Genomic DNA, 12,297 nt, shown 5'->3' with positions numbered 1-12,297 from the left:
TTCCCAATGTCTGTTCTGATTCTTGCTTCCGCATCCCCACGTCGCCGCGAATTGTTGGATCAGATCGGAGTGCCTCATCAGGTCATGCCTGTCGACCTGTGCGAAGACCCGCTGGACGATGAAGCGCCAACTGCTTATGTTGCGCGTCTAGCCTGTGAAAAGGCGAAGGCCGGCTTCCTGGCGGCGGGCAGTGTTACGCCCGCCCTCGGGTCAGATACGGCAGTTATTCTGGATGACGAAATTCTCGGAAAGCCGCGTGACGAGGCGGATGCGCTAAGCATGCTAAGGCGATTATCCGGTCGAAAACATCAGGTGATGACGGCCGTTGCTGTCGTCGATGGGGAACGTTGTATCTGTGAAACCGTCATAACGGAAGTCAACTTTGTCGCCTTTGATGAGTCACGTGCCCGAGCATACTGGGCCAGTGGTGAACCTGCAGACAAGGCGGGAGCCTACGGCATTCAGGGACTGGGTGCTGTATTGGTAGATTCGATCAACGGTAGCTATTCGGCGGTCGTTGGCCTGCCGCTGGCGCAAACAGCGGCCATACTGAAAGAATTCGATATTGAGGTCTGGCAAACATCGTCTGACCCAAAAGCCTGAAGTAAGGAATTCGGCATGGCGGAAGAGATACTGATCAACTTTACTCCGATGGAGACCCGTGTCGCGGTAATCGAAAACGGTATGCCGCAAGAGATCTATATCGAACGTGCCAAGCGTCGCGGAATTGTTGGCAATATATATAAGGGTAAGGTTGTACGTGTCTTGCCGGGTATGCAGGCGGCCTTTGTCGATATAGGCCTGGAGCGCGCAGCTTTTATCCACGTTGACGAGGTTGTCGACCAGAGTCAGTCCGCGGAAGGGCGCGCGAATCTCTCCATTGCTCATGTGTTGAGAGAGGGGCAGTCGCTGCTTGTGCAGGTAACCAAGGACCCGATCGGGACCAAGGGGGCGCGGCTGACAACCCATCTTTCGATTCCCTCCCGCTATCTAGTGCTGATGCCGGGCAGCTCCCACATTGGTGTCTCTCAGCGCATTGAGGATCCGGAAGAGCGTGAGCGTTTAAGATCCCTGATCCAGAAGCTCAGTACCAGCGAAGAGGAAGAATCTCCAGGTCATGGATTTATCCTGCGGACTGTAGCCGAGCAGGTAAGTGAGGCCGAGCTGGCGGCCGATATACAGTTTTTGGTACGGCTGTGGGATTCGATTCAGAGCCGGATTGCCAAGGCAAGTGCCCCATCTGCGGTTTACGAGGATCTGCCGCTGAATATGCGCGCGCTCCGTGATATGGCCCATGCCGGCGTTGAACGTATCCGGATCGACTCCCGTGAGACGTTTCAGAAGGCGGTCGATTTCTGCCGTTCTCTGGTGCCTGAGATTGAGAGTAAGCTGGAGTACTACCCGGGCGAGCGCCCTATTTTCGACCTCTTTAACGTAGAGGAGGAGGTGCAGAAGGCCCTCGGTCGCAAGGTGGAGCTGAAATCCGGCGGCTATCTGATATTCGATCAAACAGAAGCGATGACGACGGTTGATGTGAATACCGGCGCGTTTGTCGGGCATCGCAATCTTGAAGAGACGATCTTCAAAACCAATCTTGAAGCGGCGACTGCGATAGGGCGTCAGCTGCGTTTAAGGAACCTTGGCGGCATTATCATCATCGATTTTATCGACATGGAAGATGTCGATCATCAGCGCCAGGTTCTACGTACGCTTGAGCGAGTGCTGGAAAAGGATTACGCCAAGTGCAAAGTGACAGGTGTGTCGGAGCTTGGTCTGGTCGAGATGACCCGCAAACGCACCCGGGAGAGCCTTGAACAGGTGCTCTGCGAGCCCTGCCAGCAGTGTGAGGGGCGTGGCTCTATCCGTACACCGGAAACGGTCTGTTATGAAATTTTCCGCGAGATTCTGCGTCAGCACCGTGCCTACGATACCGACTCCTATCTGGTTTTGGCCAATCAGCGGGTAGTCGATTACCTGCTGGATGATGCATCGGATCACGTGGCGGAGCTTGAAGTGTTCATCGGCAAGACGATCCGCTTCCAAGTTGAACCCATGTATAACCCCGAACATTTCGATGTGGTTCTGCGCTAAGGAACGCGCCGCTTATGCTCAAGGCGTCGGTTAGACACCTCAGTTGGTGGAGTTTGATGCTGGCGATGCTGATTGGTATCGCCATAATCGGCTTGCGCCTGGGGCTGCCGAAAGTATCGGACTACAAGGACGAAATTGAGGCCTATCTGGGCGAAGCACTGGGTGTCAATCTGGGGATCGATCGCATCGATGCACGCTGGGAAGGCTACTACCCGGCGCTCAATGTTGAGGGGCTCAGGGTGTTCAGTGCCGGTGAGCAGGGGCCCGAGGTGCGCTTGAGCATCGACCATATCGACGTTCAGCTCGATCCCTGGCGATCGTTAGTACGTTGGCAGCCAGTTTTCGGCAAACTCGAGTTCAGCTCTGTAAAGGGTTTCTGGCATCAACGGGACGGTCGGTGGCTGCATCGGCCCGGTGTCGGCGCTGACAGCAGCGGCATGTCGGAACGGGGGTGGCAACGCCTCTTAGGACTTATTCTAGGTCAGCCTCAGGTCGTCATACGCGACGCTAGCCTGTTGATGCTTCCCGATGCCGGCAGTGCAAGGCAATTGAATTCGATCGACGCCCTGCTTGAAAATGTTGACGACCAGCACCAGCTCAGCGGCAACCTTCAGGTAGCGGCGCTGGGTGAGGATACCCGTCTTGAATTTGCAGTGCAGTTTGAGGGCACGCCCGAAGATCCGTTGCAGGGCGATTACCCTTTTTACCTAAAGCTTGATTCCCTGGGGCCCGAGCTCTTTACGCTGATTGATCTTGAGCTGCCGCTGATCCGGTTGCGCGCCGGAACGGAATTTTGGGGACGTTGGCATGCCGGTGCCCTGGCGTCATTAAATGGTGCGCTGGCGGTGGGCGATCTGGAATATGGCGCCCCACCACAGCGGGTGGTCTTGAACAATAGCTATCTCGACTTTGCGTTACTGCCTAAAGCGGGTGGATATCAGCTGCAGCTCAACAATGTTCACCTCAATACCGAGGGGGAAGGGCTGGTAATACCTCAGGTGTTGCTGGAGAGTAAAGGTGTTCAAAAGCCTTTCAGACTGCAGCAGGTCGCAGTGCCCAGTGTCGATCTTGAGCGCTTGGCGCAATGGGTGGGACAGCAGTCGGCATTACCGGAAAAAGTGCTGGAGGTTGTCGATGAGTTGAAGCCGCGGGGCCGGTTAAACAATCTCAGGGTAGTCTGGCCGGAATCCGGGCAGTGGCGCGACTTTCACGTTGCGGCGGATGCCGAGAATCTTGCTGTTGATGCCTACTATGGGGCACCGGCTGTCGATGGTGTTTCAGGGTTGGTGAAGGCAAACATTAACGGTGGAGCTCTGCATCTTCGCTCGGATCGATTCGATCTGAACTTCCCTAAACTTTATCCCCAGGGCTGGTCGTTTGCGCAGGCAGACGGTGTTATCAAGTGGTCACTCTCTCCTGATGCGGCTCTTATCAGCAGTGAGCTTCTGCACCTTTCCGAGCCTGACGTGAAAGCGGCCGGTCGATTCAGTATCGAGATACCCTATGACCGGGAGCAGCAGACCGAGCTTACGCTGCAGATCGGTATTACGGAGGGCGCTGCAACACGTGCCCAGAGTTTTACGCCTGCCCATGAAGTAGGCGAAGGATTGCACAGCTGGCTTGGAAAGGCGATAGAGGGCGGTACGATTCGTCAGGCGGGTCTATTGCTGCACGGTGGAACGCGGATGCTGGAAGATCGCGAGCCACCCGTGGTGCAACTCTTTTTCGATATCGCGGATGCACAGCTGAAGTATGACCCGGATTGGCCCAGTATCGATAACGCAGACCTGTTTTTATACATACATAACGGAGACTTGAGAGCTGACATTCGCCATGCAACCCTGCTTGATTCGAAAATAAAGTCGGGGTGGGCCTATAAGCCTCTGCATCAGCCAAGACTCAAGGTGATCGCTCAACTGGATGGGCCTGCAACTGACTTGGAGAAAGTTCTGCGCTCCAAACCAATGGCCTTTGTGGGTGAATCGCTGGATGACTGGCACTTCGACGGCCATATTGAGACCGGTTTGAATCTGGATATACCGGTGCAGCATGACGCGAAAGCGAAGCTGAGCGTTGTGGCTAAGGGGCGCCTGGACGGTGCCAGACTCTCATCAGAGTCCAAGCGTCTCGATATCAGCGATATTCAAGGCTGGTTGAATTACAGCACCGCTCGTGGTCTTTCCAGTGAAAAACTTACCGGCAGGATGTTTGATCAGTCTTTCAGTGGAAAGCTTGCCACCCGTGACGGTGTTACTCGAGTGGATATGCAAGGGCAGTTACCGGTCGAGACCGCCCGGAAATGGACAGGTGTGGATCAGCTCACGCTTATGCGGGGCACCTTGGGTTATACCGCCGCGTTAACGCTCTGTAACGGGCAGAAAGCGTGCATCAGTCGACTGGATATACAGTCGGACCTGAAAGGTGTTGCGGTGGACCTGCCGTCGCCGTTGGGGCTTGAAGCTTCCCAGCCGGGCGAGCTCAAGGTCGGACTCGCGTTGTCCAGTCGACAGCTTGATTTCAGTTATCGACAGGCGTTGAGCGGGCGTTTTGATCTATCGCACGATGCGCTGCGTGGTACGGTGCATTTGGGTGAGGGCGAGAGTGTACTGCGAGCGGGTGACGGCCTCTATGTGGATGGTGCTCTAGGTCTCCTTAAAGTCAATGAATTAAAGCCACTGCTCGAGAAGTTGCAACCGGCAGGGGCAGATGCCAATGCCGGTGTGCCAGCTGGCGAAAACGTAGCACTTAAAGCGGTGGATCTGCAGATCGCTCGAGTGGATGCCGGCGCGCTCAGTGTCCACCGATTGAGCGCGAAAGTGACCCCTGATCGAGGAGGTTGGCTGGTGAATTTGGCCGGTGACGAGATTGCCGGGGACGTCCATATTCCCAGGGATGATCGACCGATATCCATCGACCTTTCACGCCTGACGCTGGACAAACTGCCCTCGGGTGATAGCGCCAAGACCGGATCTGAACAGGAAGAGGACGAGTCCTTATTTAGCCCAGAGTCGATGCCGCCGGCTGATCTGAATATTGAGAAGTTTGTATACAGGGGGCGTGACCTGGGGCACTGGCAGGCGAATCTGCGTCCCCAGGGGCAGCGTCTGAGAATACAAAATATCGTGGCGACACTTGCTCAACTGAATATTAAAGGTGAGCTCAACTGGTTGGGAGGAGAGCATCCAAGCACCGGCTTGACCCTGAAGATTCAGGGAAAGGATCTGGGGCGACAATTGGAGTTGTGGCAGCTTGAGAAGACGTTTGAAAGCGAGGAATTAAGTGCGGATCTACAGCTGGAGTGGTCCGGGGCTCCCTGGTCGATCAAGGCGGCGAATCTTGGCGGTGCTTTGGGGTTTAAATTCAAGGATGGACGGCTGATTGAATCGGGTAACAGCGCCAACCTGCTCCGTGTATTAGGTATTCTGAATTTCAACTCGTTGGGCCGCCGTTTGAGGCTCGATTTCTCCGATCTGTTCAAGAAGGGTGTTGCTTTTGATCGCCTCGAAGGACGCTACGATATAGCAAAGGGTATCGCGCGCACTGTGGATCCGCTAATCATGGAAGGCCCTTCGGCTAATCTTAAAGCCAGCGGCACTCTGAACCTCGTCGATGAAACGGTAGACAAGGAGATGGAGGTGGTACTGCCATTGGCCAGTAATGTGCCCTTTGCCGCTGTTTTATTGGGTGCGCCTCAGGTGGCAGGCGCGGTGTTCCTGATCGACAAGCTGATCGGCGATAAGCTTGAGAAAGTGACGACACTGAAATATCGAATTTCCGGTGACTGGGGTGATCCGCAGGTTGAGCTGCAGACACCGGCAGCAGCACAGAAGGAGACGCCCTGATGGCTGAAAAAGTGGCGGTAATCCAAATGGTGTCCAGCAAGGATACCGAAGCCAACCTGGCTCAGGCCGGAGAGTTGATTGCTCAGGCTGCCAGCCAGGGCGCTCGGCTCGCGGTTATGCCGGAAAACTTTGCGCTGATCGAAAGCGGTCAGATACGCGCGCTGGCTGAAGAGGAGTTGTTGCACGGACGTCTCTCCAACTGGCTGGCGGCCCAGGCCAAAGCGTACGGTATTTGGCTGGTTGCAGGCAGTACGCCGGCTCTGCTTAGGCCCGATGGATCCAAAATCGAAGACGGTAGGGTACGCAGTCGGTTGCTGGTGGTCGATGACGGGGGGGCAGTCGCCGCCTCCTATGACAAGCGGCACCTGTTCGATGTGGATGTGGGGGATGCGCTGTCGAGCTACCGTGAGTCGGAGCGGTTCGAACCGGGCGAGGACGTGGTTGTCGTTGATTCGCCTGTTGGCAAACTCGGTCTGAGCATCTGTTACGATTTGCGCTTTCCGGCGCACTATCAGCGTTTGCGAGACTTGGGTGCCGAGATACTGTTGGTACCTGCTGCCTTTACCAAGGTGACAGGTGAGGCTCACTGGGAAGTGTTGCTGCGAGCGCGAGCCATTGAAAACCAGTGCTACTGCCTGGGGGCGGGTCAGGGCGGTGTGCATAGCCCGAAGCGCGAAACCTGGGGGCACTCGATGATTATCGATCCCTGGGGGAAAGTGCTCGGGTGTCACGAGTGGGGTGAGGGTGTGGTTGTCGCAGATGTGAATCTGGACAAGGTCAAACAGCTACGCGCCGACATGCCGGTTTGGCAGCATCGGCGCGATAGCTGGCGATAGGCGGGTGTTTAATCAGGCCTGTTCGCTGATGTCACGCAGGTAGCGGAAGAGCTTGCGCGCCTGCGCAGGCGGCTTTTCCTCCTTGCGCTCTTTCTGAGCATTACGGACCAGCTGTCGCAGATGTTGAATGTCGGCCTCAGGATGGGCGTCGATATAGCTCTGCAGCTCCTCGTTGCCGCCTGCAATCAGGCGTTCGCGCCACTGTTCCAGGGCGTGAAAATGCTGGTTGTGGGCGGCAGAGGCCGAGTCAAAGCGCTCGATTACCTCGCGAATGGCGTCGGCGTCGGCGGTGCGCATCAACTTGCCGATAAACTGTAAGTGCCTTTTTCGCGCACCGTGAGCCGTTATCCGTCGCATCTCCGCGACCGCAGTGGCCAGGCGTTCATCCATTGGTACCTGGGCCTGTTGGTCGGGACGAAGCTCTGTAATACGCCTGCCCAGCTCCTGAAGCGCTTCCATGTCGCGTTTAATCTGACTGCGGCTTGGCCCCAGTTCTTCGTCAGGGTCCAGCCCCGATTGGTGTTCGAATTCGCTCATTGTTTCAACCGTAAAACAGGGTCGCAAGACCCAAGAATGCAAAGAAACCGACGACGTCGGTGATCGTTGTCAGCAGCACACCACCGGCCAGAGCCGGGTCTATACCTGCGCTTTTGAGAGCCATGGGTAAAAGTGTGCCGGCCATGGCGCCGGCCAGAAGATTGATCACGATAGCCAGGGCAATGACGATGCCGACGGTGATATCGTTGAACCAGAGCACGGCAACTAGCGCGACAACCAGTGCCCATAGAGTACCGTTCAATGCGCCTGATATCAGCTCGCGATTGAATAGCCAGCCAATATTGCTGCGTTCTATCTGCCCTAGCGCCTGACCTCGAATAACCAGTGTCAGTGTCTGGCTGCCGGCAATGCCACCCATGGAGGCAACGATCGGCATCAAGACCGCCAGCGCTACGACCTGCTCCAGCGTGTTTTCGAACAAGCCGATAACGGCCGATGCGATAAAGGCCGTGATCAGGTTTATGCCTAGCCAGAGCGCGCGCCGACGCGTTGTGCGCAGGGCCGGTGCGAAGGTGTCTTCGTCATCATCAAGGCCTGCCATGCTCATCAGCGAGTGGTCGGCGTCTTCACGAATGACGTCAACCACATCGTCTATGGTGACACGGCCAAGCAGTTTGCCGTGATCATCCACCACTGGCGCCGATACCAGATCTTCATCCTCGAACAGGCGGGCAACCTCCTGCTCCGGCATGTCCGCCGGTATGGCCTTGAGCTCGGTTTGCATGATTTCGCGGACCATGACCTGCGGATCCGAGGTGAGCAATCGGCTCAGTGGTAGCGTGCCGATAAAGGAGTCCTTACGGCTGACCACGAACAGGCTGTCGGTCGTATGCGGAATCTCGCTATGACGCCTGAGATAACGTAACACGGTTTCCACTGTGATATCCGGCCTGATGGTCACCGTATCCGTATTCATCAGGCCGCCAGCGGTATCTTCCGGGTAGGACAGCAGCTTTTCGACACGCTTGCGATTCTGCTTGTCCATGATGCGCAGCAGCTCTTTCATCACCCGGTCGGGGAGCTGTTGCAGCATGTCGGCCATATCGTCAGAATCGAGGCCTTCGGTGACCATCAGCAGTTCGCTGGGATCCATGCGGCTTAGAATGTCGGTCTGAATATCGTCACCAAGGTGTTGGAGGATTTTACCCTCGTTCTCCTTGTTGAGCAGGTTCCAGAGCAGCTGGCGCTCTTTGGGCGGCGACTTCTCCAGCAGTTTGGCGGCTTCGACCGGTCTGAGCCCCTTGTTGAGCATGTACTTGAGCTGACGAATCTCACTGCTGTCGAGCGCATTGCTTAGAACATCGAGACGACTGGTGTTGTCCTGTTGGGAGCTCATGCGGCAACGATCGCTCAAGTAAGGGTGGCAGGGTATAACGGAAAGTATAGCGGCGAGAAGGCTGTGGCTCTATTCCGCCTCGTCAAAGCGGTTGTTAATAAGGGTCTCGATGGCACTCATCGCTTCCTCTTCGTCTTCACCTTCAATGCGAAAGACAAGGTCGGTACCTTTTGAAGCGGCAAGCATCATAACGGCCATGATACTTTTTCCGTCCACCACGCGGCCCTGCTTATCGATCTTGATATCGCTGGAGTAGTGGCCGGTTGTATTGATCAATTTAGCTGCGGCCCGGGCATGCAGGCCGAGTTTGTTGATTATTGTCAGCTGCTTCTCGATCATCGGCTTCCCTAGGGTCGAGCGAGGGGGTTAGGTCAGTTCGCGATGGCGAACATGGACATTATCCATAAGTTGGCTGAAATGACCAGCGAGACGCTCGGCAATATAAACCGATCGATGCTGCCCGCCTGTACACCCTATGCCGACGGTGACGTAGCTGCGATTGTTGCGGCGGAAGTGGGGGATCCAGCGCTCCAGAAAATCGCGGATGTCGGCCACCATCTCTTCTACTTCGGGGGACTTCTCAAGGAAGGCGATTACCTCCTGCTCACGACCGGTGAACTGACGCAGCTCGGGTACCCAGTATGGGTTGGGCAGCATGCGAACATCGAACGTGAAATCGACATCAAGCGGTACGCCATGTTTGAAGCCGAAGGATTCAAATTGAACGGAGAGCGTTTGTTCACTTCTCTGTGCAATGCGTAACTTGATGGTATCGCGTAACTCATAGAGGCTAAGGCGTGTGGTGTCGACACGAATATCCGCAAGACTGGCGATTCCTTCCAGCAGGGTACGCTCGTATTCGATCGCTTCGCGCAGCCCTGATTGGCTGTCAGACAAGGGGTGTTTGCGTCGGGTGGCACTGTAGCGCTTGATCAGCGTGGGCTCGGCTGCATCAAGGTAAAGGATTTCACAGCTGAGATCCTTACGGATCGAGAGTGTCTGAATGATACCGGGAAAAGCGTGCAGATTGCTGACCAGGTTGCGGGCGTCGATACTGACGGCTAGCTGGTCGGGATGCTCGGGATCCCCGAGCATCTGATCGATCAAGTCAGGTAGCAAGCGGGCGGGGAGGTTGTCGATGCAGTAAAAGCCGACATCCTCAAGTGCCTGGAGAGCGGTACTCTTGCCTGAGCCTGACCGGCCGCTGATCACGACCAGTTTCATCATGCCCTTTGAGCGTCGGCCAGTTCGTGTGCGCTCTGATACAGTTGTGCTGCCTGTTCGCAGGATCTCAACTGTTCGCGGACGTCCGCCTGGCTGAAGAGTTCTGCAAGCCCCGCAAGCGTTTGCAGATGCTCTTCGGCGCCATCTTCGGGTACCAGTAACACGCAGAGCAGATCGACAGGACGATTGTCGATCGCATCGAAGTCTATTGGTGTCGCCAATGTCATCAGTAGCGCCATGGCCTGATGGCAATCGGCGAGACGACAATGGGGGATCGCGACGCCGTCACCGATACCGGTGCTGCCAAGGCGCTCGCGGTTGAGAAGACCGCTGAAAATTTGTTCGGTTGCCGGAGCGCCGGGCTGGCCGGCGAGAGTCTCGCTGGCCAGCTCCAGTGCTCGTTTCTTGCTGACGATATCGGTATGACAGAGTGTGCGCGATTCGGTCAGCAGTTCGGTTAAGTTCATTATTTGACAGGAGTTTCCAGTTTATTTGTGTGCTTTCATCTTTTCCTTGTGTTTGATGATCTGGCGATCAAGCTTGTCGATCAGTCCGTCGATCGCAGCATACATGTCGTCGTGCTCGTGTGTGGCAAAGATCTGTCCGCCGGCAATGTGGACGTCGGCTTCTGCCTGCTGACGCTGCTTCTCAACGCTGAGGGTCACCTGGGCATTGGTGATGTTGTCAAAATGGCGCTCCAGCTTGTCAAACTTTGAGCGGACATAGTCGTTAAGCGCTTCAGTCAGTTCGACATGATGGCCAGTAATGTTGATCTGCATACGTTTTCTCCTCGTCGTTGCACGCTTTTGTATCGTGCTTCTCCACTTCAATTAAACCAGACGCTTGCGCTCATTAGAAGGCGGAATCGCCATTGCTTCGCGATATTTGGCGATGGTGCGCCTGGCGACATTGATTCCTTGCTCATCCAGCAGTTGTGCAATCTTGTTATCGCTAAGAGGCTTGGCCGGATTTTCCGCTGATACCAGCTTTTTAATCAGTGCCCGGATGGCTGTCGATGAAGCTGCGCCGCCATCCGATGTGCTGACGTGGCTGGAGAAAAAGTACTTCAGTTCGAATATACCACGGGGAGTGTGCATGTACTTCTGGGTCGTGACGCGTGAAATGGTCGACTCATGCATACCCACCGCTTCTGCAATGTCATGCAGTACCATCGGCTTCATCGCCTCTTCACCTTGCTCCAGAAACTCGGATTGTCGGCTAACGATCTCGGTCGCTACCTTGAGCAAGGTGTCATTTCGACTCAGTAGGCTCTTAAGGAACCAGCGAGCCTCTTGCAGGTGGTTCTTCAGAAAGTTGTTGTCGGCACTGTTGTCTGCCCGGCGGATAAGGTCAGCGTACTGTGTGTTGATGCGAAGGCGTGGCGCAGCGTCGGGGTTGAGATTGACGATCCACTCGTCCTTGATCTTGGTTACCACAACGTCGGGAATAACATACTCTGATTGGCTCGACGTGATCATGGCGCCAGGCTTGGGATTCAGTGTCTGGATCAGACGGATTACCGCCTGAAGCGACTCCTCTTTAAGCCTCATTCTTCTGAGAAGGGTCTTGTAGTCGTGATTGCCCAGCAGCTGGAGATGTTCCTGAACCAGCTTCAGCGCTTCGCTAAGCCAAGGGGTGTCTGGTGGCAATTGGCGCAGCTGTATCGCCAGGCACTCACTTAGGTCTCGGGCCGCCACGCCAGGTGGGTCGAACTGCTGAACGCGGTGCAGCACCGCTTCGATCTCGTCCAGTTCACAATCGGCGAAGTCTTCGGGGTACTGCTGACAAAACTGCTCAAGCAGCTCTTCGGCGCTGACGGTCAGATAGCCATCAGGCTCTATGCCGTCGATGATCGCTTCAGCGACCAGGCGGTCGGCATCGCTCATCGGTGTCAGATTAAGCTGCCAGATAAGGTGGTCTTGAAGTGTTTCGTCCCGGGTGTCGTTATCGCCTGGCTCCCAATCGTCATCACGTGACGACACGCTACTGGAAGGGGCTGCCTGGAAAGTGTCATCCCAGGAGCTGTCGGTCGTAAGCTCCGACGGAATATCTTCGCTCCAGCTGTCTTCGGCAGTGTCTTCGTATGAGGCGCTGTCGTCATAGGAATCGTCCGACGCGTTCTCTGAGTGTTCGCTTCGCTCATCGGAGTTGCCAGAGGTCTGCTCAGGCTCGCCTCGCTCGTCACCTTCATCGCCGGGCAGATCTGAATCCTCTTCACTAATTTCGAGCAGCGGATTGCTCTCCAGAGCCTGCTGGATCTCCTGCTGTAGATCCAGTGTCGAAAGTTGCAGCAAGCGAATAGCCTGCTGCAATTGCGGCGTCATGGTGAGTTGCTGACCGATTTTTAGCTGTAAGGATTGCTTCATATACGCGATATGCCATTACGTGGATCGGATGTTGCGGCGCTCAT

At 55.7% G+C, this 12,297-nt stretch carries 11 protein-coding genes; 4 read left to right on the top strand and 7 right to left on the bottom strand.

Annotated elements, in window-relative coordinates; genetic code table 11:
* Nucleotides 1-6 precede the first annotated feature (6 nt).
* The 4 genes from ADIMK_RS14045 to ADIMK_RS14030 are packed head-to-tail and all read left to right on the top strand — an operon-like array spanning nt 7 to nt 6,769.
* On the top strand, nt 7-603 hold the full coding sequence (locus ADIMK_RS14045) for a Maf family protein (RefSeq protein ID WP_036189285.1): 597 nt from the start codon (nt 7-9) through the stop codon (nt 601-603).
* 15 nt (nt 604-618) lie between these two features.
* On the top strand, nt 619-2,091 hold the full coding sequence (gene rng / locus ADIMK_RS14040) for a ribonuclease G (protein WP_036189282.1): 1,473 nt from the start codon (nt 619-621) through the stop codon (nt 2,089-2,091).
* A gap of 14 nt (nt 2,092-2,105) precedes the next feature.
* Nucleotides 2,106-5,933, top strand: coding sequence for a YhdP family protein (locus ADIMK_RS14035; protein ID WP_081849798.1), 3,828 nt, complete (start codon nt 2,106-2,108; stop codon nt 5,931-5,933).
* Nucleotides 5,933-6,769, top strand: coding sequence for a carbon-nitrogen hydrolase family protein (locus ADIMK_RS14030; protein WP_036189279.1), 837 nt, complete (start codon nt 5,933-5,935; stop codon nt 6,767-6,769). Before ADIMK_RS14035 ends, ADIMK_RS14030 begins: the two co-directional genes overlap by 1 nt.
* 12 nt (nt 6,770-6,781) lie before the next feature.
* On the opposite strand, the gene yjgA is transcribed toward ADIMK_RS14030, so the two are convergent.
* The 7 genes from yjgA to ADIMK_RS13995 all read right to left on the bottom strand — a co-directional run bounded on the left by yjgA (nt 6,782) and on the right by ADIMK_RS13995 (nt 12,253).
* Entirely contained in the window at nt 6,782-7,306 is a 525-nt protein-coding gene (gene yjgA / locus ADIMK_RS14025) for a ribosome biogenesis factor YjgA (RefSeq protein ID WP_036189277.1), read from the bottom strand.
* A 4-nt stretch (nt 7,307-7,310) separates the two neighbouring features.
* On the bottom strand, nt 7,311-8,663 hold the full coding sequence (gene mgtE / locus ADIMK_RS14020) for a magnesium transporter (protein WP_036189275.1): 1,353 nt from the start codon (nt 8,661-8,663) through the stop codon (nt 7,311-7,313).
* Between the two features lie 69 nt (nt 8,664-8,732).
* Nucleotides 8,733-9,002, bottom strand: a complete 270-nt coding sequence (locus ADIMK_RS14015; RefSeq protein ID WP_036189272.1) for an HPr family phosphocarrier protein — start codon at nt 9,000-9,002, stop codon at nt 8,733-8,735.
* Nucleotides 9,003-9,029: 27 nt separating this feature from the next.
* The gene (rapZ, locus tag ADIMK_RS14010; protein ID WP_036189269.1) at nt 9,030-9,887 is read right to left on the bottom strand and encodes an RNase adapter RapZ; all 858 of its coding nucleotides are present in this window, start codon (nt 9,885-9,887) and stop codon (nt 9,030-9,032) included.
* Complete coding sequence (locus ADIMK_RS14005) at nt 9,887-10,354, bottom strand: PTS sugar transporter subunit IIA (protein WP_036189266.1); 468 nt, start codon at nt 10,352-10,354, stop codon at nt 9,887-9,889. The genes rapZ and ADIMK_RS14005 overlap by 1 nt, the downstream gene beginning before the upstream one ends.
* 21 nt (nt 10,355-10,375) lie before the next feature.
* Nucleotides 10,376-10,666: a ribosome hibernation promoting factor gene (hpf, locus tag ADIMK_RS14000; protein ID WP_036189264.1), complete on the bottom strand. Its 291-nt coding sequence runs from the start codon at nt 10,664-10,666 to the stop codon at nt 10,376-10,378.
* A gap of 51 nt (nt 10,667-10,717) precedes the next feature.
* Nucleotides 10,718-12,253: an RNA polymerase factor sigma-54 gene (locus tag ADIMK_RS13995; RefSeq protein WP_036189261.1), complete on the bottom strand. Its 1,536-nt coding sequence runs from the start codon at nt 12,251-12,253 to the stop codon at nt 10,718-10,720.
* Nucleotides 12,254-12,297: the final 44 nt, after the last annotated feature.

Source organism: Marinobacterium lacunae (genome assembly GCF_000705555.1).
In the GTDB taxonomy this organism is placed as follows: Bacteria; Pseudomonadota; Gammaproteobacteria; order Pseudomonadales; family Balneatricaceae; genus Marinobacterium_D; species Marinobacterium_D lacunae.
Note: the sequence above shows the minus strand (reverse complement) of the source record. Positions and strands in the feature narration are given on the sequence as shown.